Source organism: Neisseria canis, from assembly GCF_900636765.1.
Taxonomy (GTDB): Bacteria; Pseudomonadota; Gammaproteobacteria; order Burkholderiales; family Neisseriaceae; genus Neisseria; species Neisseria canis.
In genome coordinates this window covers 1,591,032-1,617,473 of the sequence record NZ_LR134313.1, presented here as the reverse complement: position 1 = coordinate 1,617,473, position 26,442 = coordinate 1,591,032, and the positions used below count along the sequence as shown (strand labels likewise).

At 53.6% G+C, this 26,442-nt stretch carries 25 protein-coding genes; 6 read left to right on the top strand and 19 right to left on the bottom strand.

The genetic code is table 11. The features are described 5' to 3' along the window. Positions 1-56 precede the first annotated feature (56 nt). Complete coding sequence (locus EL143_RS07585; RefSeq protein ID WP_085415533.1) at positions 57-317, bottom strand: FeoA family protein; 261 nt, start codon at positions 315-317, stop codon at positions 57-59. A gap of 274 nt (positions 318-591) precedes the next feature. On the opposite strand from EL143_RS07585, the gene leuS reads away from it, so the two are divergent. After that, a complete protein-coding gene (leuS, locus tag EL143_RS07580; protein ID WP_085415534.1) occupies positions 592-3,228 on the top strand; it encodes a leucine--tRNA ligase in 2,637 nt (878 codons plus the stop codon). A 542-nt stretch (positions 3,229-3,770) separates the two neighbouring features. Continuing rightward, positions 3,771-4,121, top strand: a complete 351-nt coding sequence (locus tag EL143_RS07575; protein WP_085415535.1) for an energy transducer TonB — start codon at positions 3,771-3,773, stop codon at positions 4,119-4,121. A gap of 314 nt (positions 4,122-4,435) precedes the next feature. On the opposite strand, the gene EL143_RS07570 is transcribed toward EL143_RS07575, so the two are convergent. Both EL143_RS07570 and EL143_RS07565 read right to left on the bottom strand, forming a co-directional pair. Next, positions 4,436-4,774, bottom strand: coding sequence for a P-II family nitrogen regulator (locus EL143_RS07570; protein ID WP_009117157.1), 339 nt, complete (start codon positions 4,772-4,774; stop codon positions 4,436-4,438). 65 nt (positions 4,775-4,839) lie between these two features. Beyond that, on the bottom strand, positions 4,840-5,361 hold the full coding sequence (locus EL143_RS07565; protein ID WP_126326690.1) for a hypothetical protein: 522 nt from the start codon (positions 5,359-5,361) through the stop codon (positions 4,840-4,842). A gap of 280 nt (positions 5,362-5,641) precedes the next feature. On the opposite strand from EL143_RS07565, the gene purL reads away from it, so the two are divergent. After that, the gene (gene purL / locus EL143_RS07560) at positions 5,642-9,547 is read left to right on the top strand and encodes a phosphoribosylformylglycinamidine synthase (RefSeq protein WP_085415537.1); all 3,906 of its coding nucleotides are present in this window, start codon (positions 5,642-5,644) and stop codon (positions 9,545-9,547) included. A gap of 276 nt (positions 9,548-9,823) precedes the next feature. Here purL and EL143_RS07555 read toward each other — a convergent pair whose 3' ends face one another. From EL143_RS07555 to EL143_RS07490, 14 genes are all read right to left on the bottom strand, one after another. After that, the gene (locus tag EL143_RS07555; RefSeq protein ID WP_372338548.1) at positions 9,824-10,552 is read right to left on the bottom strand and encodes an SDR family oxidoreductase; all 729 of its coding nucleotides are present in this window, start codon (positions 10,550-10,552) and stop codon (positions 9,824-9,826) included. An 11-nt stretch (positions 10,553-10,563) separates the two neighbouring features. After that, positions 10,564-11,865: a hydroxysqualene dehydroxylase HpnE gene (gene hpnE, locus EL143_RS07550; protein ID WP_085415539.1), complete on the bottom strand. Its 1,302-nt coding sequence runs from the start codon at positions 11,863-11,865 to the stop codon at positions 10,564-10,566. Next, positions 11,862-12,710, bottom strand: coding sequence for a presqualene diphosphate synthase HpnD (gene hpnD / locus EL143_RS07545; RefSeq protein ID WP_085415540.1), 849 nt, complete (start codon positions 12,708-12,710; stop codon positions 11,862-11,864). Before hpnD ends, hpnE begins: the two co-directional genes overlap by 4 nt. Before the next feature lie 36 nt (positions 12,711-12,746). Beyond that, positions 12,747-13,208, bottom strand: coding sequence for a copper chaperone PCu(A)C (locus tag EL143_RS07540; RefSeq protein WP_085415541.1), 462 nt, complete (start codon positions 13,206-13,208; stop codon positions 12,747-12,749). Between the two features lie 16 nt (positions 13,209-13,224). Further along, a complete protein-coding gene (locus EL143_RS07535; RefSeq protein WP_085415542.1) occupies positions 13,225-13,635 on the bottom strand; it encodes a diacylglycerol kinase in 411 nt (136 codons plus the stop codon). A gap of 60 nt (positions 13,636-13,695) precedes the next feature. After that, entirely contained in the window at positions 13,696-14,652 is a 957-nt protein-coding gene (gshB, locus tag EL143_RS07530) for a glutathione synthase (RefSeq protein WP_085415543.1), read from the bottom strand. Positions 14,653-14,674: 22 nt separating this feature from the next. Continuing rightward, positions 14,675-15,046, bottom strand: coding sequence for a SirB2 family protein (locus tag EL143_RS07525; RefSeq protein ID WP_085415640.1), 372 nt, complete (start codon positions 15,044-15,046; stop codon positions 14,675-14,677). A 145-nt stretch (positions 15,047-15,191) separates the two neighbouring features. Continuing rightward, positions 15,192-15,767 (bottom strand): class I SAM-dependent methyltransferase, encoded by a 576-nt coding sequence (locus EL143_RS07520; protein ID WP_085415544.1) that lies wholly within the window; start codon positions 15,765-15,767, stop codon positions 15,192-15,194. Positions 15,768-15,775: 8 nt separating this feature from the next. Further along, positions 15,776-16,699, bottom strand: a complete 924-nt coding sequence (gene era / locus EL143_RS07515; RefSeq protein ID WP_085415641.1) for a GTPase Era — start codon at positions 16,697-16,699, stop codon at positions 15,776-15,778. A 67-nt stretch (positions 16,700-16,766) separates the two neighbouring features. After that, positions 16,767-17,486, bottom strand: coding sequence for a ribonuclease III (gene rnc, locus EL143_RS07510; RefSeq protein WP_085415545.1), 720 nt, complete (start codon positions 17,484-17,486; stop codon positions 16,767-16,769). A 120-nt stretch (positions 17,487-17,606) separates the two neighbouring features. Beyond that, the gene (locus EL143_RS07505; RefSeq protein WP_085415546.1) at positions 17,607-17,855 is read right to left on the bottom strand and encodes a DUF1289 domain-containing protein; all 249 of its coding nucleotides are present in this window, start codon (positions 17,853-17,855) and stop codon (positions 17,607-17,609) included. 69 nt (positions 17,856-17,924) lie between these two features. After that, positions 17,925-18,365 carry a DNA polymerase III subunit chi gene (locus EL143_RS07500; RefSeq protein WP_085415547.1) on the bottom strand — a complete coding sequence of 147 codons (441 nt, stop codon included), beginning with the start codon at positions 18,363-18,365 and terminating at the stop codon, positions 17,925-17,927. Positions 18,366-18,378: 13 nt separating this feature from the next. Continuing rightward, complete coding sequence (locus EL143_RS07495; RefSeq protein ID WP_085415548.1) at positions 18,379-18,909, bottom strand: hypothetical protein; 531 nt, start codon at positions 18,907-18,909, stop codon at positions 18,379-18,381. Positions 18,910-18,986: 77 nt separating this feature from the next. After that, positions 18,987-20,414 carry a leucyl aminopeptidase gene (locus EL143_RS07490; protein WP_085415549.1) on the bottom strand — a complete coding sequence of 476 codons (1,428 nt, stop codon included), beginning with the start codon at positions 20,412-20,414 and terminating at the stop codon, positions 18,987-18,989. 110 nt (positions 20,415-20,524) lie between these two features. Here EL143_RS07490 and lptF point away from each other — a divergent pair, with 110 nt between their 5' ends. Further along, positions 20,525-21,637 carry an LPS export ABC transporter permease LptF gene (gene lptF / locus EL143_RS07485; RefSeq protein ID WP_085415550.1) on the top strand — a complete coding sequence of 371 codons (1,113 nt, stop codon included), beginning with the start codon at positions 20,525-20,527 and terminating at the stop codon, positions 21,635-21,637. Then, entirely contained in the window at positions 21,634-22,704 is a 1,071-nt protein-coding gene (lptG, locus tag EL143_RS07480; protein WP_085415551.1) for an LPS export ABC transporter permease LptG, read from the top strand. The genes lptF and lptG overlap by 4 nt, the downstream gene beginning before the upstream one ends. Before the next feature lie 258 nt (positions 22,705-22,962). Here the strand turns inward: lptG and dusA are convergent, their stop codons facing one another. Beyond that, entirely contained in the window at positions 22,963-23,973 is a 1,011-nt protein-coding gene (dusA, locus tag EL143_RS07475; protein ID WP_085415552.1) for a tRNA dihydrouridine(20/20a) synthase DusA, read from the bottom strand. 278 nt (positions 23,974-24,251) lie between these two features. On the opposite strand from dusA, the gene ppx reads away from it, so the two are divergent. Continuing rightward, a complete protein-coding gene (gene ppx, locus EL143_RS07470; RefSeq protein ID WP_085415553.1) occupies positions 24,252-25,748 on the top strand; it encodes an exopolyphosphatase in 1,497 nt (498 codons plus the stop codon). Between the two features lie 69 nt (positions 25,749-25,817). On the opposite strand, the gene EL143_RS07465 is transcribed toward ppx, so the two are convergent. Then, positions 25,818-26,273: a hypothetical protein gene (locus EL143_RS07465; protein WP_126326686.1), complete on the bottom strand. Its 456-nt coding sequence runs from the start codon at positions 26,271-26,273 to the stop codon at positions 25,818-25,820. Between the last annotated feature and the right edge of the window lie 169 nt (positions 26,274-26,442).

Sequence of the window (26,442 nt, the reverse complement as noted above, 5' to 3'; positions counted from 1 at the left end):
TCCTCTCATTTCAACATTCTTTAATATAAAGAATGCCTGTCTGAAAATATTATTGGTTATATAGCGCGACAGAGAATTTTATTGGCTTCAGCCTTACGCAAGGAAAATTGCGACTGATTACCCAAACGCACGGCATAAGGCCCTTTGCCCCACCCGCCGACGGCAATCACTTCCAACGCCATACCGGAAGAAAACCCCAAATCGGCCAAACGGCGGCTAACCAAAGGATCCAACTCCCCGAAAGCCTTATTGGGCACAATAGAATCAATCTGCACCCGGCTGCCTTTAGCCAGGTTCGACAAAGCCACAACAGACATAAACCTATCCTCTCTTATGTAAAAATACGACAACCATCAAGTTTTATTATTGCTTCAAACAGCATCAAACCGATTTTGCACCATTCAATCAACCGCTTGAACAATTCTCACGAATTGAGTTTAAGTATACTCTTTATATTATTAATATATAATTAATAATTATTATTAATTGAGAAAACTCAATATTCATTTTCAGACAGGCATGGCTTTTCCCAACACCATTCAATAACAGAGTATAATTAAGGGTTATTTTTATCCGCCTCTGAATAAAGTCATGCAAGAACATTACAACCCCTCCCAAATCGAACCCGCTTCCCAAAGCAAATGGGAAAACGCACGCATTTTCAACGCGTCCGAAGACGCTTCCAAACCCAAATACTACTGCCTTTCCATGTTCCCCTACCCCAGCGGCAGACTGCACATGGGGCATGTACGCAACTACACCATCGGCGACGTGTTAAGCCGCTACAAACTGCTCAACGGCTTCAACGTGCTGCAACCGATGGGCTGGGACGCTTTCGGCATGCCCGCCGAAAACGCCGCCATCGACCGCCAAGTCGCCCCCGCCAAATGGACTTACGAAAACATTGCCTACATGCGCAAGCAGCTGAAAAGCTTGGGTTTTGCGTTTGATTGGGAGCGCGAACTGGCTACCTGCACCCCCGAATACTACCGCTGGGAGCAGCTTCTGTTTACCAAACTGTTTGAAAAAGGCGTGATTTACCGCAAAAACGGCACGGTAAACTGGGATCCGGTCGATCAAACCGTATTGGCCAACGAGCAAGTGATCGACGGTCGCGGTTGGCGTTCGGGCGCGTTAATCGAAAAACGCGAAATCCCCATGTATTACTTCAAAATCACCGATTACGCCGAGCAGCTTTTGAGTGATTTGGACGGCCTCAACTGGCCGGAACAAGTCAAAACCATGCAGCGCAACTGGATCGGCAAATCGCGCGGCGTACAAGTGCGTTTTGCGTTGGACAGCGGCAGCAAACAAGGTTTGGAAGGCGACTACGCCGAATACTTGCAGGTGTACACTACCCGCCCCGACACCTTGCTGGGCGTAACCTACGTTGCCGTGGCCGCCGAGCATCCGCTGGCCACCGCCGCCGCAGCCGACAAGCCCGAACTTCAAGCGTTTATCGCCGAATGCAAATCAGGCAGCGTGGCCGAGGCCGACATGGCGACGATGGAGAAAAAAGGCGTGCCGACAGGCCGCTATGTGATTAATCCGCTGGGCGGCGACAAGCTGGAAGTGTGGATTGCCAACTATGTATTGTGGGGCTACGGCGACGGCGCGGTAATGGCCGTGCCCGGCCACGACGAGCGCGATTTCGAGTTCGCCAACAAATACCAGCTGCCGATTAAACAAGTTGTCGAATCCACTTTGGAACAACCTGCCTACAATCCGAACGAATGGCAGGATTGGTACGGCGACAAAGAAAACACCCGTCTGATCAACAGCGGTGAATTCGACGGCATGGATTTTCAGACGGCCTTTGATGCCACTTCCGCCAAACTGCAATCCCTAAACGCCGGCGCGCCGAAAACCCAATACCGCCTGCGCGACTGGGGCATTTCGCGCCAACGCTACTGGGGCTGCCCGATTCCGATTATCCATTGCGAAAGCTGCGGCGACGTGCCCGTGCCGGCCGACCAGTTGCCCGTGGTGCTGCCCGAAGACGTTGTACCCGACGGCAGCGGTTCGCCCTTGGCCAAAATGCCCGAGTTCTACGAAACCACCTGCCCGCACTGCGGCAGTCCGGCCAAACGCGAAACCGATACCATGGATACCTTTATGGAATCGAGCTGGTATCAGTTCCGTTACATGTCGCCCCAGTTTTCAGACGGCATGGTTGCCCCCGAAGCCGCCCGATACTGGCAGCAGGCCGACCAATACATCGGCGGCATCGAACACGCCATCCTGCACCTCTTATACGCCCGCTTCTTCACCAAACTGATGAACGAAGAAGGCATCGTACCGGTGAAAGAACCCTTCGCCAGCCTGCTCACGCAAGGCATGGTGCTACAAGCCACTTACTACCGCGAAACCGAAAGCGGCAAAAAACAATGGTTTAACCCCGCCGAAGTGGAAGTGCAAACCGACGACAAAGGCCGCCCCGTATCCGCCGTATTGCGTTCAGACGGCCTGCCCGTTGTGATCGGCGGCGTGGAAAAAATGTCGAAATCGAAAAACAACGGCGTCGACCCGCAAGAGTTGATCGAAGCCTACGGTGCCGACACCGCCCGCTTGTTTATGATGTTCGCCTCGCCGCCCGAACAATCGCTCGAATGGAGCGATGCCGGCGTAGAAGGCGCACACCGCTTCCTGCGCCGCCTGTGGCGCACCGTGTTTGAATACATCAACCGGGGCGGCACAGTCAACGCCTTTTCAGACGGCCACGACAGCCTAAGCAAAGAGCTGAAAGACCTGCGCCACAAACTGCACGCCACCATCGCCAAAGTCAGCGACGACTACGGCCGCCGCCTGCAATTCAACACCGCCATCGCCGCCGTGATGGAATTGCTCAACCAATACGACAAAACCGATTGCACGTCCGAACAAGGCCGCGCAGTGGCGCAAGAAGTGTTGGAAGCCGTTGTCCGCCTGCTGTGGCCGATTGTGCCGCACATCTGCGAAGCCTTGTGGAGCGAACTGCGCCCCGGTTCGTCATTATGGGAAACCGGCTGGCCGCAAGCCGACCAAGCCGCGTTGGTTAAATCGGAAATCGAAATCATGGTTCAGGTAAACGGCAAACTGCGCGATAAAATTACCGTGGCCGCAGATGCTTCTAAAGAAACAATAGAAGCTGCCGCTTTAGCCAGCCCGGGCGCACAGAAATTTACCGAAGGCAAAACGCCTAAAAAGGTGATTGTGGTTCCTGGCCGGCTCGTAAACATCGTTGCTTAGAGCAAACTATTTTTACAATGTAAAATGCCTGTCTGAAACTGTTCAGACAGGCATTTTTATGCTTCCTCTTCAAAAAATATTCTGTATTTTTCCCAATACAAATTTTTTATTCACAAAAAAACCACACTTTTAATCATAAAAACAACACTAAATTAAAAAATATTCGGTATTATTTTAGGATATTCGGACACTTTAAAAGTGTCAAAAACTGTCACACACCTGTTTTTCCTTACACCAAGAAATAATAATATATTTTTAATCATATGATTTTAATGAAATTATTTAAATTTTATTTTAAATAAAAACACCAACATGACATTAATTGTCACCTACTGCCAATCTGCGCCACATCCAACATACCGTTTATCGCGTTTCACACCGCCCCCGTAAAATTTCTTTGACTTTTTTCCAATTGCAAAATTTCAAATTTATAGGCACAATACACCTACCAAAACAAAAAACCAAAAGTTCACTAAGCGAACAATGGTTTTAATAAATTTAATCTTATTTACATTACATTATTAATTACGGGGTTTTAAATCATGTCTATCCGCAAATTTTTATCTACTGTTTTAGTAGCCGCTGCATTATTTGGTACACAAAGCGCTTCTGCCGCCGAAATCCAGTTTTTCAAAAAACATTCTGAAATCACCGCCGCCAACGCACAAATCAATGGAAAGCTGGCAGTGCGCATGACCATCCAAACAGACGGTTCTTTGAAAGACATCCGCATTACCCGCAGCAGCGGCAATCAGGCAATCGACAGTCAAGCCGTGGCTTGGATGCAAACACAAACCATGCGCCCCGTTTCCATTAACGGCGAACACCAAGCATTCAGCGTGGTTAAAGAAATCCAATTCTCAAATACCGGTATGCAGCTCGGTATGAAGTAAAGCTTTCGGGGGCAACCCCAACCTTTGGAACCAGGTATAAAGTTCTTTTGTTGTTATCATTGTGTATTCTCTCTGTTTAGGCGCTTTCCTCGTTTTGAAAGCGCTTCTTTTTTTGTTTGTTTGAAAATCAAGCAAGCCCAATAAAACGCCGCCGGAATTTAAAATGCCTGTCTGAAAAACTTTTCAGACAGGCATTCTTCATCTTCAAACTGCTATATAGTGAATCAACTTTAAAACAGTACTTCCGTCATACGACGGCTTAACCCGAGTATGGCGGTATCGTTATTCATGTAAGTGGATTGACTATAAAACCGTCAAATCGCCGCATCGGAAGTTTCACCGGTTCTAATGCGGATGGCTTCTTCAACAGGCAGAATAAAAATCTTACCGTCGCCGATTTTGCCCGAGCGGGCCGCTTCCACAATTACCTCGACCGCACGTTCCACCATATCGTCGCCCAGCACGATTTCCAGCTTCACTTTCGGCAGAAAATCTACCGCATATTCCGCACCGCGGTAGATTTCCGTGTGCCCTTTCTGGCGGCCGAAGCCTTTCACTTCACTCACCGTCATACCCGCAATGCCCGCTTCGGTCAGCGCTTCACGCACATCGTCTAATTTAAAAGGTTTGATAATGGCTTCGATTTTTTTCATAAGTGTCCTCAAATTTCTCAAATCATCATAAATGCCTGTCTGAAAACAGCCGTGCTAATGCCGTGCTAATCTTGCTCTTTTTCCACTCTACGCAAAATCTTCCGCTCGAAAACCGCAATATAAAGCCGGATAAACAGCAATAGAAAAAAGACTGTAAACAATATGTGGCGCAAGTATAAAAACACGTTCGCCCAACCGGCCGCCCGCTTTTCCAGCAGCTCCACCTGCCCGTCTACCAAAGCTTTCGGGTAAACCTGTTCAACGCGCTCCTGCGTCAATTCATCGGTAAACGAAGCGGAAAGCAACACATTGCCTTCGCTAACGCCCAAATATTTCAAATCTGCCAGCAGCCTTTGCTGCGGATTGGCCGCCACGTTGTGCCGGTTTTCATACCGGCTTAAAGCTTGGCAGAAAGGATAATGCTTACCGCAGAAAAACGTAAACGTCTGCCCGTCTTTTTCAGCAGTAAACTCCTTGCCCTCTTCATCCAGCGACACCGCCATGCCCTGCTCCGAATAAAGCTTTGCGCTCTGCCAATCGACCTTGCCGGTTTGATACATGCTCACACCCAACATCAGCCAACTCAAGAGAAGCACCCACAGCATAACCCGCACAATTTTATACTTGCGCCGAACCAGCCACATATTGACGTTCAAAGTTCCGCAACCTTTCCCAATAATGGATTCCGTTTTTCAGACAGGCATTATGACACAGCCTGCTTTTCTATCAAATCCAATCTGTTTTCCCGTATTCCCACAGCATCGGAAAAGCATAATTTCCCGAGCGGAGAACGCGTTTTCAACGTATAATTCAGCTTCATTTTTCTGAATCTACCCTACCTCCGAACTGATTTTAAGAGAAAGCCACATGTCTGTCGTATTGCCTTTGCGCGGCGTTACCGCCCTGTCTGATTTCCGTGTCGAAAAACTCCTGCAAAAAGCTGCGGCCGCCGGCCTGCCGAAAGCAGAATTAAGCAGCGAATTTTGGTATTTTGTGAGCAGCGAATCCGCGCTGAACCACGAAACCGCAACGAAATTGCAGGCTTTGTTGGAAGCTGAACGTGTCGAAAAAACACCCGAAGCCGAAAACAGCCTGCATTTGTTTTTAATCACCCCGCGCATCGGCACCATTTCGCCGTGGGCATCGAAAGCCACCGACATCGCGCACAACTGCGGTTTGGGCGAAATCGAACGCATCGAGCGCGGCATGGCGGTGTGGGTGAAAGGCGAACTGAACGCCGAGCAAAAACAGCAATGGGCTGCTCTCTTGCACGACCGCATGACCGAAAGCGTGCTGCCCGATTTTCAGACGGCCTCACAGCTCTTCGCCCACCCCGAAGCGCAAACTTTTGCCACCGTTGATGTTTTAGGCAAAGGCAAAGACGCTTTGATACAAGCCAACGGCGAACTGGGCTTGGCATTGTCGCCCGACGAAATCGACTATCTGCTGGAAAACTACCAAGCCTTGCAGCGCAACCCCAGCGATGTCGAACTGATGATGTTCGCGCAGGCCAATTCCGAACACTGCCGCCACAAAATCTTCAATGCCGACTTCATCTTAAACGGCGAAAAGCAGCCCAAATCGCTGTTCGGCATGATCCGCGACACCCACAACGCCCACCCCGAAGGCACGATTGTGGCCTATAAAGACAACGCCTCCATCATCGAAGGCGCGAAAATCGAGCGTTTCTACCCGCGTGCGGACGAGCAGCAAGGCTACCGCTTCAGCGAAGAAGAAACGCACATTTTGATGAAAGTGGAAACCCACAACCATCCCACTGCTATCGCACCTTTCGCGGGTGCGGCCACCGGTGCGGGCGGCGAAATCCGCGACGAAGGTGCCACCGGCAAAGGCGCACGCCCGAAAGCGGGTTTGACCGGCTTTACCGTGTCCAACCTCAACATTCCCGATTTCAAACAACCGTGGGAAGGCGGCTACGGCAAGCCCGACCACATCAGCAGCCCGCTCGACATCATGATCGAAGGCCCCATCGGCGGCGCGGCGTTCAACAACGAATTCGGCCGTCCCAATCTCTTGGGCTATTTCCGCACCTTTGAAGAAGAGTTCGAAGGCCAAATGCGCGGCTACCACAAGCCCATCATGATTGCCGGCGGCTTGGGCAACATTCAGGCAGGCCAAACCCATAAAGACCAAATCCCCGAAGGCGCATTATTGGTGCAACTCGGCGGCCCCGGCATGCTGATCGGGCTCGGGGGCGGCGCGGCTTCGTCTATGGATACCGGCAGCAACGCCACCGATTTGGACTTCAACTCGGTACAGCGCGGCAACCCCGAAATCGAACGCCGCGCACAGGAAGTGATTGACCGCTGCTGGCAGTTGGGCGCAGGCAATCCGATTATTGCCATTCACGATGTCGGTGCAGGCGGCTTGTCGAACGCCTTTCCCGAATTGGTCAACGACGCAGGCCGAGGCGCAATATTTAAGCTGCGCGACGTGCCGTTGGAAGAACACGGCCTAAGCCCGATGCAGATTTGGTGTAATGAAGCGCAAGAGCGTTATGTGTTGTCGATTTTGCCCGAACACTTAGACTTGTTCCGCCAAATCTGCGAGCGCGAACGCTGCCCGTTTGCCGTGGTCGGCACCGCCACCGACGACGGCCATCTGCAAGTGCGCGACGATTTGTACGGCAACCATCCCGTTGATTTGCCGCTGAACGTTTTGCTCGGCAAACCGCCCAAAACCACCCGCAGCGACAACACCGTAAGGCCGTCTGCGACCGACGGAAGTCCCTGTGGGAAAAAACCGTTTTCAGGCGGGCATATCGACCTGAAAGAAGCCGCCTACCGCGTATTGCGCCTGCCCACCGTGGCCGCCAAAAACTTCCTGATTACCATCGGCGACCGCAGCGTCGGCGGCATGACCCACCGCGACCAAATGGTGGGGCGTTACCAAACCCCCGTGGCCGACGCCGCCGTCACCATGATGGGCTTCAACACCCACAAAGGCGAAACCATGGCCATGGGCGAAAAACCGACCGTCGCCCTCTTTGACGCGCCCGCTTCCGGCCGCATGGCCATCGGCGAAACGCTGACCAACCTCGCCGGCGTGAATATCGGCGACATCGGCAACATCAAACTTTCCGCCAACTGGATGGCCGCCTGCGGCAACGCCGGCGAAGACGAAAAACTCTACCGCACCGTCGAAGCCGTGTCGCAAGCCTGTCAGGAACTGGGCATCAGCATTCCCGTGGGCAAAGATTCGCTGTCGATGAAAACCGTGTGGAAAGACAACGGCGCGCAAAAATCGGTAACTTCGCCGTTGAGCCTGATTATTACCGGTTTCGCACCGGTGCAGGACGTGCGCAAAACCGTTACGCCCGAATTGAAAAACACGGCCGACAGCGTATTGCTGGCCGTAGATTTGGGCTTCGGTAAAGCGCGCATGGGCGGCTCGGCCTTAAGCCAAGTGTATAACGATATGGCAGGCGAAGCGCCGGATATCGAAGCAGGCCGTCTGAAAGCGTTTTACCAAGTGATTCAGCAGCTTGTAGCTGAAAATAAACTGCTGGCTTATCACGACCGCAGCGACGGCGGCCTGTTTGCGACGTTGGCGGAAATGGCGTTTGCCGGGCGTTGCGGCTTGGATGTACGGCTACCTGAAAACGCAGACGCACTCTCCGTGCTGTTTAACGAGGAATTAGGCGCAGTGCTGCAAGTGCGCCGAGCCGATGTCGAAGCAATACAGCAAGCCTTTTCCACCGCAGATTTGCTGGACGCGGTGTCCGAAATCGCCGTGCCCAACAATACCGACATCCTGCACATCTCCAGCGGTAGCGAAGTGATTTTCGACGAAAGCCGTCTGAAATTACAGCAAGCATGGCAAGAAACCGGCCACCAAATCCAACGCCTGCGCGACAATCCCGAATGCGCCGACAGCGAATTTGCCCTGCTGGAAGACAAGCAACGCAGCGCGCTGTTTGCCGACCTGAAATTCGACCTTAAAGAAGACATCGCCGCTCCGTTTATCGCGAGCGGTGTCAAACCGAAAATCGCCGTGTTGCGCGAACAAGGCGTGAACGGTCAGGTGGAAATGGCCGCCGCCTTTACCCGTGCGGGCTTCGACGCTTACGACGTACACATGAGCGATTTGATGGCAGGCCGCGTGAAACTGGCTAACTTCCACATGCTCGCCGCGTGCGGCGGTTTCAGCTACGGCGACGTATTGGGCGCAGGCGAAGGCTGGGCGAAATCCATCCTGTTCCATCCCGAATTGCGCGACCAGTTCAGCGCCTTCTTCGAGCGCGGCGACACGCTCACTTTGGGCGTGTGCAACGGCTGCCAAATGGTGAGCAACTTGGCGGAAATCATCCCCGGCACGCAAGGCTGGCCGAAGTTCAAACGCAACCGAAGCGAGCAGTTTGAAGCCCGCCTGAGCATGGTCAACGTGCCCAAATCGCCCTCGCTGATTCTGGCCGAAATGCAAGGCAGCCATCTCCCCGTAGTCGTGAGCCACGGCGAAGGCCGCGCCGATTTCTCCCATATCGGCGGCAAAATTTCAGACGGCCTCAATATCGCCCTGCAATATGTGGACGGCTTGGGCGCAGTTACCCAAACCTACCCGCTCAACCCCAACGGCTCGCCGCAAGGCATCGCAGGCGTAACCAACGCCGACGGCCGCGTCACCATCATGATGCCGCACCCCGAACGCGTTTACCGCACCGCCCAAATGAGCTGGCATCCCGACGATTGGCAAAACAGCGAACTTTCCGGCTGGTACAGAATGTTCGCCGGCGCGCGCAAGGCTTTGGGTTAAAACGCTTAAAGGGCAGCTTTAGCAGGCTGCCCTTTGCCGATAAAACCGCACACTTGTTATATAGTGAATCAACTTAAAAACAGCACACTCGTCATACTCGGGCTTGATCCGAGTATCTTCTCAATTTACTGAAGTTTGAGATACTCGTGTCAAGCTCGAGTATGACAGTATCGTTATTATGTAAGTGGATTGGTTATAGTTAATCCACTTACATGAGTCGTTACAAAGGTAAATGCCTGTCTGAAACCTTTCAGACAGGCATTTTTCAGACAGGAGTTACAGATATACGATTTCGCCCGTCCGCCCTCTGCTTTCCCCGCTTGCCCAATACACGAAATCGGGCATGATGTCGCCGATTTCTTTGCGCTCTACGGCGGATTCGCCCGGGTGGGTTTTGATGCGCTGCGGTGAGTTGACTGCACCGGGCACCAGCACGTTGGCGCGCAGGTTGTCGAAGCGCTCCCACTCGTCGGCAGCCACTTTGCACAAATAGTTGAGCGCGGCTTTGGATGCGCCGAAGCCGCCCCAATAGGCTTGCGGTTTTTCGCCGTGGCTTTCGCCTACGAAAATCACGGAAGCGTCGGGCGATTGTTTCAACAGCGGCAGAAAAGCACGGGTCAGACCCATAGGGGCTACGGTATTGATGCGGTATTGGTTTACCCACTCTGCTACGGTTTGGAAATCCAGCGGGGAAAGTGCGTAAAAATAGCTGGCGCAATGTACGATGCCGTCGAGCTTGCCCCCTGTGGCGTCGGCAATGGTTTTGGCCAGATTATCGAATTCTTTCTCTTCCGCCGCCATTAAATCGAAACACACAGCATAAGGTTCGCAATGGCCGGCCGCTACGATTTCGTCATACACTTTTTCCATTTTTTTCTGGTGGCGCGCCACCAAAATCACGGTTGCGCCTTCGGCTGCAAATGCTTTGGCCACTTGCGCACCGATGCCTTGCGATGCGCCGGTAATCAGAATATTTCTATTTTGAAGCTTGTCGCCCATAACCATTTCCTTTTGTTTTAAAGATTGAACCGGTTTGCCGCCAGCGCGGCTGCCTGCTGGCCGCTTTGCACGGCGGCTTCGAGCGTGGCGGGGTAATGCGGGTGCAGGTAATCGCCTGCAGGATAAATATTTTTGTGGTGCAGCCATGCGCAGTCGGGGCGCACGCGGTTCACGGTGGATGCCACGGTGGCGCGTTTTTCGGTAATCACACGCACTTGCTGAGGGCGGCCGATGTTGGGGCAAACCCGCGCCACATCAGCGTGCACTTGCGCTGCCAAGGCTTCGTTGCTCAAACCCAGCGTTTCCGACACGCTGATTACCGCGGCTGCCTCATGCCTGTCCACGCCCAAACGGCCGCGGTCGAGCAGCCATTGTGCGGTACCCGATGCCAAGCCGGTCATCGCGGCGGGCAGGTTGATTTCTTCACGATAGCGCAGATAAACCGTGGTAACCGCATGATAGCGGTAAGTATCCAATGCCAGTCTGAAAGCCTCGGGCGTGGTTTCCGGCAGCAAAGCTGCCATATGATAAGGCGCCACGGCGGGAATCGCGGCATCAAAAGCCTGCCCGTTGACGCCCACTTTGCCGTAAGGCAGGCATTCCAAAGCGGCAACGCGCTCGCCCAAGCGCACTTGGGCATGGTGTTTTTTCAGACAGGCAATGGCAGGCTCGGGCAGCAATTCGCCGAGGCCGCACTTGGGCAGCCAGAAATCGCCTGCGTTTTTTTCCGCCCACACGCCGTCGCGCAGCACATGGCAAAGCGTGTTCAGGCTGGCTTGTTCCAGCGGCGTGTTCAGTGCGCCCAATACCAGCGGCGTCCAAAATTCGGCAAGCTGCCTGCGCGATGCCCGCTGCGCCCTCAACCACTGGGCAACAGCTTCGTCCGGCTCGTTAGGCCGACGCTTTTGCAGCACCGACATTTGCCAAAGCAGGCCGAATTTGTCGGCCAGCCCGATATCTTTCGCACCCAATACCGCTGTTAGGATATGCAGCGGTGCGGGCAGAATGCCTGTCTGAAACTTCATACCGTCTGCCATATGCCATTGCAGCGGCTGGCGCAAAAACACGCTATCCGGCTTCACGTCTATGTGTTCCAGCAAGGTACGCACGCCGTGGTAAGCGCCGATCAGGATATGCTGGCCGTTGTCTAAAAAAGCGAAGCCGCCTTTGTCGGCATTAAGCGTACGGGCGCGGCCGCCTGCGGCTTTACCGGCTTCAAACACGGTTATGTCTGCCTTGCGGCAAAGGCTGACTGCGGCAGCCAAGCCGCTCCAGCCTGCGCCGATCACGGCGATTTTCGGTTTGCGGTTTATCTTCATGGTTTGAATCCGAACAGCCAGGTTTTCAAGGCAATGCGTTTTTTGCGCGGGCCGGGAATGGCGATTTTGTATTTCAACACATTTTGCACGCCGTCGCGCTCGATTTCATTGAGCAATGCGTAATAGATCGCCGCCATCACCAAACCTGCTTTTTGTTTTTTTCTGTCTTCCGGCGGTAATGCCGCCGCAGCCTCACGGTAAATCCGGCGGGCGCGCTCCACTTGGAACGCCATCAGGGCTTTGAATTCCGGTGTGTCTTTGCCCTGCATAACGGTATGCGCCGGCACGTTGAAGCGCTGCAATTCGTCTATCGGCAGATAAATACGGCTGCGCCTCGCATCTTCGCCCACATCGCGGATGATATTGGTCAACTGAAGCGCCAAGCCTGTTTTATCGGCGTATTCCAACGTTTTCGGATTGTCGAAGCCTAAAATGCGGGCAATCAGCCTGCCCACCACGCCGGCCACACGGTGGCAGTAAAGTTTGAGCGATTCAAAGTCGGTATAACGCGATTGTTCCAAATCCATCTGCATGCCGTTGATGATTTCTTCAAATTCTTCATGCGGCAAGCCGAATTCGCGCGCAATGCCCTGCAAAGCCTGATTCACAGGATGCTCGGGAAGCCTGTCTGAAAACACGGCAGCCAAGTCGCCGCGCCACCAGTTCAGCGTGGTTTGCGCCACGCCGGGGTCGGAGCAGTCGTCCACCGCATCGTCCACTTCGCGGCAAAAGGCATATAAAGCGGTCATGGCGTCGCGCTGGTTTTGCGGCAGGAAGCGGAATCCGGCCAAAAAGCTGGAGCCGCTTTCGGCGGCTTTCTGCTGGCAATATTCAATCGGCTGCATGGTGTCAATAATCAGGTTGTCGGCTGCACGGACTGTTTAATGTTCATGATGGTGGCCGTGCTCGGGCACGTGCATGGCTTTTTTCACTTCCACCTCTACAGTTTGCGGCTTGGCATGTTTGAATTTGAGGGTAAGCGGGAATTTGCTGCCGGTTTGCAGGGGCTGCTTCAAACCCATCAGCATCACATGATAGCCGCCCGGCTTCAAAGCCACGCTTTCGTTGGCTTTAAGCGGCAGGCCGCCCTTCACTTCGCGCATGCGCATTACATCGCCTTGAAGCACATGCTCGTGGATTTCGGTATATTTGGCAACCGGCGTGCTTGCGCCCACCAATACATCATCTTTGCCGCTTTGGTTTTCCAGCATCATAAACGCGCCGCCGTTACGCATGCCTTCCACGGTGGGCCGTGCCCACGGCTGCTCGATTTTAACGGCATCTGCCGCCGATACGGTTTGGCTCAATCCCACCGCCAACAAACCCAAAAGTGCTTTTTTCATTTTGCATCCTCCCAGTTTAGAAAAGGTTGAAGCCGTATTCGCGCCACAATGCCATTAACCACAACACCGCAAGCAGCAACAAAGCAACGCTTTGCGCGGCGGAACCCACGTCTTTCGCACGCTTGGCCAAAGGATGGCGAGCCATCGAAGTATGGTCGACTGCGGCTTCCAAGCCTGTGTTGAGCAATTCTACTATCAATGTGATGCAGGAAGCCATAAAGAGCATCATGCGTGTGGCAGGGCCGAAAGGCAGAAACAGACTCAAGGCGGTAAGCGCAATATTCAGATAAACCAACTGCCTGAAGCCCTGCTCGCTCATGGCGGCGGCAAAACCTTCGGCAGAATAGCGCATGGCATTGATGATGCGCCTGATGCCTGTTTTACCTTTGACCGATCCGGCATAAGATGGTTTTTCGCTTGGTTCCATTTTTGTATTCCCGATAAATCAATGCCTGTCTGAAAACCTGTTTCAGACAGGCATTCCGCTTCAGCGCGCCGCTTGCTCCTCAACGGCATTGATGAATGCCGCGGCAACATCCCAGTTTTTCTGCTTCATAATTTCTTGAAAACCGGTGGGACTGGTTACATTCACTTCGGTCAGGCAATCGCCGATCACATCCAAACCCGCCAGCAAAATGCCCCTGCGCTTCAACTCGGGCGCAAGGGTTTCGGCGATTTCCCGGTCGCGCGCGCTCAATTCCTGCGCCACACCGCGCCCGCCTGCGGCAAGGTTGCCCCGCGTTTCGCCTTGTTGCGGAATACGCGCCAGCGCAAAAGGCACCACTTCGCCGTTAATCACCAGCACGCGTTTGTCGCCCTGCACGATTTCGGGGATATAGCGCTGCGCCATGATGGTGCGCGTTTCCATCTGCATCAAGGTTTCCAAAATGCTGCCGATATTCGGGTCTTGCTGCGTGAGCCGGAAAATGCCCATACCGCCCATGCCGTCGAGGGGTTTGACGATAATGTCGCCGTGCTCGGCCAAAAATGCGCGCACATCTTTTGCGCGGGTGGTAACCAATGTGGGGGAGATAAACCGGCTGAAATTCAGAATCGCCAGTTTTTCATTAAAATCGCGCATGGCCTGCCCGCTGTTGAACACTTTGGCTCCTCGCGCTTCGGCCAATGTGAGCAGCTGCGTCGAATAAAGATACTGCATGTCAAACGGCGGGTCGGTGCGCATGATTACGGCATCAAAATCCGTTAACGCCGCCGCCTCTGCCCCTCCGGCGGAAAACCAGTTGTGGTCGTGGTCGTTTTTTGCGCCGATAAATTCAAACGGCGCGGCTTGGGCATACACCTTACCGTTTTTTACCGACAGCTCGGACGCCAATGTATGGAAAAGCTTGTGGCCGCGTGCGGCGGCTTCGCGCATCATGGCGTAAGTGGTGTCTTTGTAGGTTTTAAAGCTGCCCATCGGGTCGGCAATAAATAAAATGTTCATTTAAATTCCCAATTCGAAACGTTTAAAACGGTTTGTAATACGCCAAATACACAACCGCCGCCATACAGGCCAAGCCGGCAAGATAGCCGGCGGAAGACTTCAACGTACGCGGCGCGGCACGCATGGCAATCGAGCCGGCCATGATATATGCCACCACCAGGACCAGCTTCACGCCCAGCCAATCGGCATTGCCGAACGGCACCCATTTGGCCGCGCCCATCGCCCACAAGCCGGTAATCAACAACAAAGTATCATTAATATGCGGCACGATTTTCAGCACGGCCGGCAACGGCCTCTCCGGCTTGGCTACGCGCAGAAAATAGCGCAAATTAAACAAAACAACAGTTATCACCACAAAAGTAAGGTGTGCATGTTTGATAGCGAGAAAAGGCATCATCCGCTTTCTTTAATCAGTTTTCAGACAGGCATTATTGTAACCCAAGAGCGTGCGGCGCTGTTTGAAACAGGCTGAATCATAAACCGTGTGTTTCGTAGCGGCAGCGCCAAATCAGGGGAGGACGGCCGCGCTTTTTTTAAACTCATTCAGCGGCGGTATGCTTTTTTTCCACAGACAGAAGATACGGCGGGCGGTTTATCTGGTTGATAAAGCCGTATTTCAAAACCGAGTATTCGTTTTGCGGCAAAGCCGCCGCCCATTGCTCCACCGCATCCGCTTCCTCGCTGCCCACCTCATGGCCGGGATAGAGCACGGCCAACAGCAACCCGCCCGGTTTCAACAGCGCCAGCGCAGCCGACAAAGCCTGGATACTGGTGTGCATCTGCGTGGTGAGGCTTTTATCGCCGCCGGGCAGCCAGCCGAAATTAAACACGGCGGCAGCCAAAGGCCGGTTTATATAATCCGCCAGCGTTTCATGGCCTGTCTGAACCAATTCCACTTGACTGCGTTCGCCTGCTTCTTCCAAACGCGCGGCAGTGTTGACCAAAGCCTGCGATTGCACGTCAAACGCCCACACCTTGCCTGTTTTGCCCACGCAGCGCGCCAGGCATAAAGTGTCGTGCCCGTTGCCGGCGGTGCCGTCTAAAGCGCAATCGCCGCTTTTCAGACAGGCATTGACAAGCGCATGGGCAAACCGCAATACCGGCAATAAATTCATGATAAGCCTTACAAACCCAGCTCGCGCAAAAAGCGCACGTCGTCCGCCCAGCCGGATTTCACTTTCACCCACACTTTCAGAAACACTTTGCAGTTAAACAGCTTTTCCATATCCAACCGCGCTTCGGTGGAAATTTTCTTCAGCTTTTCGCCGCCCTTGCCGATCACAATCGGCTTCTGGTTTTCCCGCTCCACCAACACGGCAATGTAGATGCGGTACATGCCGTTTTCTTCTTTAAACTGCTCCATTTCCACGTTCATGGCATAAGGCAGCTCTTCGCCCAAATAGCGGAACAGTTTCTCGCGCACGATTTCCGTGGCCAGAAAACGGCTGGATTTATCGGTAACCATGTCTTCGGGATACAGCGGCGCGCTTTCGGGCAGGAAAGGTTTGAGCGCATGCAGCAGATTGGCGATGCCCAGCCCGTGTTTCGCGCTCACCACTTCCACGCCCGCAAATTCAAACTCGGCGCGCACTTGGCCGACAAACTCGTCCAACGCGGCTTTATTTTGCGCTTTGGCCTGGTCGATTTTGTTGATTACCAAAAGCACGGGAAGATGCTTGGGCAGCAGGCGCATCACCCTGCGGTCGGCCTCGGTGAAACGCATGGCTTCAATCACAAACACGATTGCGTCCACTCCGCCCATGGTTTCGGTTACGTTCAGATTCAGGCGTTCGTTGAGCGCATTGCGGTGCTCGGTTTGGAAGCCGGGGGTGTCCACAAAAATAAACTGCGCCGTGTCGTCGGTGTAGATGCCGGTTACTTTATGGCGCGTGGTTTGCGCTTTTTTGCTGGTGATGCTCACTTTCTGGCCGATTAAATGGTTCATCAAAGTGGATTTGCCCACATTCGGGCGCCCCACGATGGCGATAAACCCGCATCGGTAGCCCTGCTTTTGCGGCGACTCGGCGAGAAATTCTTCGATATTCATGGTGTTGTTCATCAGTTTGGCTTTCTTGAATGCCTGTCTGAAAGCCTTTCAGACAGGCATTGTTTCGTTATTTGGATTTGGTTTTCAAAGGATGCTCACGCTCGAGCCAGCCGAACGCTTCTTTGGCGGCGGCCTGCTCGGCGGCGCGGCGGCTCGAAGCTTGCGCATAGGAAATAAAGCCTAGCTCGCCCAAGTCGCAGGCGATATCGAACACGGCATCGCTGCCCTCTCCGGTTTGCGCTTCTATGCGGTATTTCGGCAAAGCAAAACGCCGCGCCTGTAAGGCTTCCTGCAACAAAGTTTTCGGGTCTTTGCCCTGGTTTTTAAAATCGATCGTGCGTATCTTGTCGGCAAACAGGCGGCGCACGGTTTGTTCGGCGGTGTGGAAATCCGCATCAAAGCTGACGGCGGCAAACATGGCCTCCATCGCGTCGGCCAAAATAGACGGGCGGTTGAAACCGCCGCTTTTCAATTCGCCCGGCCCGAGAAACAGCCCGTCGCCCACTTTCAGCCCCACCGCTATTTCGGCCAGCATATCCTGATTCACCAGATTGGCGCGCAGGCGGGAAAGCTCGCCTTCGGAAAGCTTGGCAAACACGTCGTAAAGCATTTTGGCAACGGTGTAGTTGAGAATCGCGTCGCCCACGAATTCAAACCGCTCGTTATTGTTGGCGGAATAGCTGCGGTGGGTAAGCGCACGCACAAGCAGGGTGCGGTCGCGGAAAGTGTAGCCCAAGCCGCGTTCGATATGGTCGAGCGCAGCGGTTTTAAATCGGTCGAGTTTCATTCTGTATTGCTTGGTTATTAGGTAGAAATGCCTGTCTGAAAAGTTTCAGACAGGCATTATTGTAACGGATTAGACAAGGCCTGTCTGAAAACCCGTTTCCGCAGGCAAATGGGGGCGACCCTAAAACCCCAAATCTTCCTGCTCAGGCGCTTCTTCGTGCGGCTGCATTTTTTCCCATGCCGCGTGCTGCACTTTTTTGCGCCGCATGGCAATCAGGCGCATCACTTGGTGCTTTTGCTCATCGGTCATGTGAAGCCAATAAAGCCGCTCTTCTCGGCTGCGGAAGCAGCCTTTGCAATAGCCCTTGCCGTTCATGCGGCACACGCCGATGCACGGGCTGGGAATCTCGAAGAAGTCGGGCTGGTTCATGATAGTTAACCAAATGATTTTTTATTAAATCATCATTTTAAAGAGTGCCCGATCCCGCAGCAAGCAAAATCAGGCTTTTCCCTGCATATTGTGATGTTCGATGGTAAAGCCCTGCTGCCGGTAAGCCCGGAAACGCTCCCGCGCCGCTGCCAAATCTTCCAAACTTTCGCCCACGATTTCCAGTACGCGCTCGGGCGCAGCCGGCGCGTCGCACCAAAAGTGCTCGGAAATATTCAACACCACAATTCCGCTGTCAATATGCGGCAACGTGCTGCCGCAGGCCAAAGCCAGCGGTACGTCTTGCGGATAGGCCGCATCGGTTTGCCAAACGCTATGCGGCAGAAAGCTTTCGGGCGGATTGCGCCACAAGTCGAGATCGATCCGCTCGATTTCTTCTTCAGTTTCCGCCCACACCAAGACGCGCGCGCCTTTCTCTACCGCCCGCATGCTGAGGCGGCAGATAAAATCGGCAATATCGGCAACGTGTGTATAAAAAGTGGCTTGCGGCATAGGTTTACAAATACTAAGGTTTGATGCCGAACTCTTGGTTCAACTTGTTTTTCAGCCGCTCGGCTTGCTGCGTGAGCAAGGCAATGTCTGCAAATGCCTGCTGCATTTCGGCTGTGCGCGCTTGAGGCCGGGTATAGATAAAGTCGCCCATATCGCGGTAAAGCCGGTGGCTTGTTTGCAGGTTTTGCTGCAAGGCTTTCACTTCGGCGTCTTGAATGGCCAGCCGGTTGAGGCTGCTGTAAATCTCATCGGCCTGCTTGGCCAATTCGCGGTTTTCTTCATCCGAGAGCCTGCCGTTTTTATGCGAAGCGCGGCGTTGGCGCCATTCTTCCATCCAAGCCCCAATCTGCCTGCCCGCTTGCGCCTCCCAAGCCAGAAGTGTTTGATATTCTTTCAGCTTCTGCTCGGGGCTTACTGTGCCTTGTGCCGTTTGCTCCGTCTTAACCGCCACACCGGCCTGCGGCGAGAGCACATGGTTTTGCGGCTGGCAGGCGGCTAGGCCGAGTATTGCGAGGCTGAGGATGATGTTTTGGTTGATGCGCATAACGTTTCCTGCTGAGTGATTTTTTCAGACAGGCATTGCAGTCTGCGCGCCTATGCCTGTCTGAAAAGGCCGCTGCCTTACCGGATGCTGTTTTTCAAAAATTGCAGCAAGAGCGGCACGGGGCGGCCGGTGGCGCCTTTTTCTTTGCCGGATTTCCACGCGGTGCCGGCGATATCCAAGTGCGCCCACGGGTAGTTTTCGGTGAAGTTCGACAAGAACATGGCGGCGGTAATCGTGCCGGCGGGGCGGCCGCCGATATTTTGCAGATCGGCGAAATTGGATTTGAGCTGCTCTTTATATTCTTCAAACAAAGGCAACTGCCAAGCTTTATCGTTGGTTTCTTTACCTGCTGCCAGCAGCTGGTCGACCAAATCCTGATTATTGCCCATCACGCCGCTGGCAATGTGGCCCAATGCGATGATGCAGGCACCGGTAAGCGTGGCCACGTCCACCACGGCTTTGGGCTTGAACTGCTCGGCATAGCTCAAAGCGTCGCACAGAATCAGGCGGCCTTCGGCATCGGTGTTGAGGATTTCGATGGTGGTGCCGTTCATGGCGGTTACGATGTCGCCGGGTTTGCTGGCGGCGGCATCCGGCATGTTTTCGCAAGTGGGCACCACGGCAATCAGGTTAACCGGCAGCTTGGCTTTGACGGCGGCAACAAATGTGCCGATTACGCTGGCCGCGCCGCACATATCGTATTTCATTTCGTCCATGGCTTCGCCGGGCTTGAGCGAGATGCCGCCGGTGTCGAAGGTAATGCCTTTGCCCACCAGCACCACGGGCGCTGCGTTTTTGTCGGCGGCGCCGAACCAGCTCAGCTCAATCAGGTAAGGTGCCTGCGCGCTGCCTTTGGCCACCGACCAAAACGAACCCATGTTTTTTTCGATATAGGATTGATCCAGAATTTTGGCCGAAGCGCCGAATTTTTCGGCTTCTGCTTTGGCGGTGTCGGCCAGATATTTAGGCGTGCACACATTCGGCGCGGTGTTGCCCAAGTCTTTGCACACATTCATGCCGTACACCAGCGCTTCGGCAGCCGTTACGGCCGCCTGAACGCTGTCGGCCTGCTCGGGATGGTAAAAAGCGGCCTGCTGCAATTTGGCCGGCTTGGCCTCTTTTTTGAAGCGGTCGAAACGGTACACCGCCTGCCCCAGCGCAACCGTGAACACTTCGGCCACGCGCGGCGCGTTTTCGATGCAAAACGGTGCGATGCAGATAGCCAGGTTTTCCTGCTTTTGCGCCCATGCCGCAGCCTCGGCAGCCGCTTTTTCCAACGTTTTGCGTTCCAAATCTTTCAAACGCACCACCGCCACCGCACGCAATTTGCCGTTTTCCACGGTTTGAGCCGAAGCAAAGCTTTCGCCTTCCTCCAGCGAATCACACAGTAAAGCGGCGGTTTGTTCCACGCCGTTTTGGCAGCAGGGCTGCGCCTCGGTGCAAATATACAGGACGGCAGCGCTTTGGTTCGGCTGCAATTTTTCGGCTTTTGTGCTAAATTCCACGTTTGTCTCCTAATCTTTTTTCAGACAGGCATCTTTGAGAAACCTGTTTGAACCTATATGAAACAGAAATGTCTGATTGTACTCCATTCAGGCCTGTCTGAAACCCCAACATGATTTATCAGCGCAATTTCATTAAAGAGCTCACGCTCACCGCCGTCGGCATTTTTCTGGTGCTGCTGGCTATTTTGGTATCCACCCAAGCCATCAACCTGCTCGGCCGCGCGGCCGACGGGCGCGTTGCGGTGGATGCGGTGGCCGCCCTTATCGGCTTCTGGACTTTGGGCATGACCCCGCTTTTGCTGGTGCTCACCGCCTATATCAGCACACTGACCGTCCTCACCCGTTACTGGCGCGACAGTGAAATGTCGGTTTGGCTTTCGTGCGGTTTGTCGCTGAAGCAATGGTTGAAACCGGTGATGCGGTTTGCCCTGCCGTTTGCCGTGTTGGTGGCCGTGATGCAGCTTACCGTGTTGCCGTGGGCGGAATTGCGCAGCCGCGAATTTGCCGAGATTTTAAAGCAGAAGCAGGAGCTGTCGCTGGTAGAGCAAGGCGTGTTCCGTGCTTTGGGCAAAAGCAACGGGCGCATTTATTTCGTTGAGCAGTTCGACACCGAATCCGGCATTATGAAAAACCTGTTTTTGCGCGAGCACGACGACAAAGGGCGCGAAAGCATCGTATTTGCCAAAGAAGGCACGTTTTCACTCAAAGACAACAAGCGCACTTTGGAGCTGAGCAACGGCTACCGCTACAACGGCAGCGCAGGCAAAGCCGATTGGAATGAAGTGTCTTTTCAGCATCTGAGCCTCATCATTAACACCACGCCGAAAATCATCAACCCCATCGACCACCGCCGCACCATTCCCACTATGAAACTGTTCGGCAGCGACAACCCGCAATATCAGGCCGAACTCATGTGGCGGCTGAGCCTGCCGATTTCCGTGCTGCTTCTGAGCATGCTGGCTGTGCCGCTGTCTTATTTCAACCCGCGCACCGGCCACACCTACAACATCCTGTTTGCCATCGGCTTTTTCCTGATTTATCAAAACGGGCTGACCTTTCTGCGCAACGCGGTGGAAGACGGCAAACTCAATTTCTGGCTCGGCCTGCTGCCCATGCACCTGATTATTTTTGGCTCCGCCGTCATCCTGCTGCGCATACGCTCCATGCCTGCCCAGCCCTTTCCGCAAGCCTTGAAAACAGCATTGAAAGGCGGTGTCAAATGAAACTGATCAGCCGCTACCTGATTAAGCAGCTTACCGTTATGTCGGCTTATTCGCTGCTTGCCCTGTTGGCTTTATACAGCTTTTTCGACATCATCAACGAGGTCGGCGACATGGGCAAAGGCAGCTACAACGGCATGAAAGTGATGCAGTATGTGGTGATGCAGGTGCCCGCGCATGCCTACGAGCTGATGCCGCTGGCCGTATTGATCGGCGGCCTGATTGCACTCAGCCAGCTTGCCGCCAACAGCGAGCTGACCGTGATTAAAACCAGCGGCATGAGCACGCGGAACATCATCACCATCCTGCTGCAATTCGGCCTGATTTTTGCCGTCGGCACCGTATTATTGGGTGAGTTCGCCGCCCCCGCGGCCAGCCAATACGCTGAAAACATGAAAGCCACCGCCACCAGCGGCCGCATCAGCTCCGGCTCGCAAGGCTTGTGGATTAAGGAAAACAACGACATCGTCAATGTAGGCGAAATGCTGCCCGACCGCAGCCTGCGCCGCATCAAAATCTACCGCCACAACTCCGATTTCCGCCTGAGCGAAAGCCTGTTTGCCGAATCGGCTCAAATCGCCGCCGACGGCACTTGGACTCTGCGCAACATCGAACGCAGCATCATCGGGGAAAACCGCGTGCAAACCGCCAAAGTTGCCGAAGAACAATGGCAAACCGGCCTGAAAAACAGCCTGCTGGATGTGCTTTTGGTTGACCCGGCCAAAATGTCGCTTACTTCGCTTACGACCTACATCAACCACTTAAGCGCCAACAACCAACAGGTTCAAACTTACCGGATTGAATGGTGGCGCAAGCTGATGTATCCGATTGCGGCGGCCGTTATGGCGCTGGTTGCCTATGCGTTCACCCCGCAATCCACCCGCAACAGCAATATGGGCTTGAAGCTCTTCGGCGGCATCTGCTTAGGCTTGGCATTCCACTTCGCCGGCCGGCTGTTCGGTTTTACCAGCGAACTCTACGGCGTCCCCCCTTTCCTTGCCGCCATGCTGCCCACCGCCATTTTCGCCACATGGGCAATTTACCTTATCCGCAAACAGGAGAAACGGTAATAATGATGTGTCGGAACACATCCGATCATGCGGCATAAAACAATGCCTGTCTGAAAAAGTTTTTCAGACAGGCATTGTCAATTTTCAAAATACCGCATTTAAGTTAGCCAGCTACAGCAAATAAACTTAAAAATCAGCATATCCGCCATACTCGGCTTAACCCCGGTATCTTGAGTTCCGGTAACTTTAAGAAATGCTCCCTCCGGTCAAGCCCGAGCATGACGAAATCATGATACAAATAAAGTTTATTTGCCATACTTAAATGCCTGTCTGAAAGCCATTGGCTTTGGCCACTTCGGCCCAAGCGTCTTTAATCAGCTTAGGATCGGAAGGCTTCAGCAATGCGGCATCCGAAAGCATACGCCGCCAAGTGCGCGCACCTTTCAAGCCGTGCATCAAACCCAGATAATGGCGCGCCATATGGCGCAGAATCGTGCCCCGCCCTGCCGCAATCTGCTCTTGAGCATAAGCCTGAAGTTTGGCAACCAGCGTTTCATAAACCACCGGCTCGCGGTTATCGCCGTAAAACAGACTGTCCCACTGCCGCATAATCATCGGATTGTGATAACACTCGCGCCCCACCATCACACCGTCGACATGCGCCAAATGCGCGGCAATCTGCTCATTGGTGTTGACACCGCCGTTGATGATGATTTCCAAATCGGGAAACTCTTGCTTCAAACGGTAAACATAATCGTATTTCAACGGCGGCACATCGCGGTTTTCTTTCGGAGAAAGGCCGTCCAACCAAGCATTGCGGGCATGTACGATATAGGTTTTGCAGGCCGTTTTGGCCGCGAGCGTGCCCACGAAATCAGCCACGCTCTGATATTCGGTTTGCCTGTCGACGCCGATGCGGTGTTTCACAGTCACATCTATCTGCACCGCATCCTGCATTGCATTCAAACAATCGGCGACCAAACCGACTTCATTCATCAGGCATGCGCCGAACGCACCCTTCTGCACCCGCGGGCTGGGGCAGCCGCAATTCAGGTTCACCTCATCATAACCATATTGCTCCGCAGCTTTCGCAGCTTTTGCCAAATCGGCCGGCTCGCTGCCGCCCAGTTGCAATGCCACCGGATTTTCACACTCATTGCGCAGGAGGAAGCGGTCTTTGTCGCCGAAAATAACCGCACCGGCATTAATCATCTCGCTGTAAAGCCAAGTATGGCGCGTAATCTGCCGCGCCATATAACGGTAGTGGCGGTCAGTCCAGTCGAGCATGGGCGCCACAGACAGGCGGCGGGGCGGCAGTTTTTGTGTCATATCGCTTCGGGTGTAGGTTTAGAAAAGCCGCATTATATAGCGGGACGGTTTGCGGCGGTATAGGCGGCCAGCCTGAAAAGAGCGCCGGATTGAGCGGAAAACATCAAGAAAATGATGACAAACCACCCTTCAAACAGTAACATACGCATGCTTGAAAAAGCGGCTTTTACCATAATTAGAGTTTCATCATAATCCACATTTAACCATACAGCTTTCAGACAGGCATATCGACTCGAATGCCTGTCTGAAAACCCGACAGAAAACACCCCCGAAGTATCATGAACACACCACAAATGCTCGCTTCAGTCGATCTCGGCTCCAACAGCTTCCGCCTGCAAATCTGCGAAAACCACAACGGCCAGCTCAAAGTGCTCGATTCCATCAAAGAAATGGTGCGCTTTGCCGGAGGGTTGGACGAACACAAAAACCTCGACCAAGCCTCGCAAGAACGCGCGCTCAACTGCCTGACCAAATTCGGCGAACGCCTGCGCAGCTTCTCGCCCGAGCAAGTGCGCGCCGTGGCAACCAACACCTTCCGCGTTGCCAAAAACATCGGCGATTTCCTGCCCCGCGCCGAAGCCGCCCTGGGCTTTCCCATCGAAATCATCGCCGGCCGCGAAGAAGCGCGTTTGATTTACACCGGTGTGGTGCACACTCTGCCGCCCAACGGCGAACGCATGTTGGTGGTCGATATCGGCGGCGGTTCCACCGAATTTGTGATCGGCTCGTCGCTCGAACCCACCAACACCGAAAGCTTGCCGCTGGGTTGCGTTACCTACAGCCTGCGCTTTTTTCAAAACAAAATCACCGAAAAAGACTTCAAAACCGCCATCAACGCCGCACGCGCCGAAATCCAGCGCATCAGCAAATCCTACAAACGCACGGGCTGGGATTTCAGCGTAGGCACTTCCGGCTCGGCCAAATCCATCCGCGACGTGATAGCCACCGATTTGGAAATGGGCGACGACATCACCTATGCCGGCATGCAGAAGCTGGTCGAGCGCATCTGCCAAGCCGGCAGCGTGAAAAAAGCGCGTTTCGAAGGTTTGAAACCGGAGCGTGTGGAAGTGTTTGCCGGCGGCTTGGCCGTGATGATGGCGGCATTTGAAGAATTGGACATCCAAAAAATGATGGTTACCGAAGCGGCGCTGCGCGACGGTGTGTTTTACGACTTAATCGGCCGCCAGCTCAACGCCGATATGCGCGATCAAACCATCACGCAATTCCAGCAACGCTACCATGTTTCGCCCAGCCAAGCGGCAAGAGTGGCCGCCACAGCCAAAATTTTCATGGAAAGCCTTGCCCAAACAGCTTCCGTGCAGGAATTGGCTTATTGGCAGCAATATGTCAACTGGGCCGCACAAGTGCATGAAATCGGCATCGAAATCGCCCACACGGCCTACCACAAACACAGCGCTTATATCCTTGAAAATGCCGACATGCCGGGCTTTTCGCGCAAAGAGCAGCATATTCTTTCCATGCTTACCCTCGGCCAGCGCGGCGACCTGCGCAAAATGGTCGACCTGGTAAACGGCAACCGCATGATGTGGTTTGCCATCACAGCTTTGCGCCTGGCCGTACTCTTCCACCGCTCCCGCCTCTCTTTCACACTACCGCCTTACACCCAATTGCGCTTCGATCCCGAAAAACGGCATTTCACGCTGCGCATCAACCAAAACTGGCTGGATGAAAACCTGCTGATTGCCGATTCGTTGATTTACGAAACGGAACAATGGCGCAAAATTGACGTGATGTTTAACGTGCAGGCATTCTAAAATAATTGCAGGCTAAAAAACCGAATGCCTGTCTGAAAAGCTTCAGACAGGCATTCTAGCTATTTAAGTTTAACGGCGCCATTCTATCCTGATTCGCTCGCCCTGCCGGTAATCATAAGGCGGGTGCCCGAACTGCGCATCGGGATCGCGCCGCCGCTCTTTCAACCTCTGCTGCGTTACCACTTCGTTATACAGCCGGTTATTCGTTTTAGGCGATAGGTTTTGCGCCTCTTTGCGCCGAGCTTCCAAGCGCATGCGGTTTTTCCAGCGGAAATAATCATCAACATGATGCCGCCTCGGGTAGCGGTAGTCATAATCGTAATAATAAGAATCCGGATAAACCGTGCCGATTTCAATGCGTGTGTTATAAGCCTTGCCGCTGCCGGCATTGAGACTAAAGCTGCCGGAAGAGCCGGTGCGCTCGGAATATTCCCTAACCGACCCTTTACCCACCGCTTGGCCGCCTTCATAAATGATACGTGTATTGGTCGGCACAACAGGCACTTCTTTTGCAAAAACAGACACAGAAAAACCGACAAAAAATAATGTCAAACCCGTTGTTTTTATCAATTTCATCATGCCTTTCCCCGAACATAGAAAAGTTGATTGAACCTGCATAAAAGCTTTTTCAGACAGGCATTTATCTATACAGCCGCCTATCCTTGATATTTTACCAACTATAATTGAATCTTAT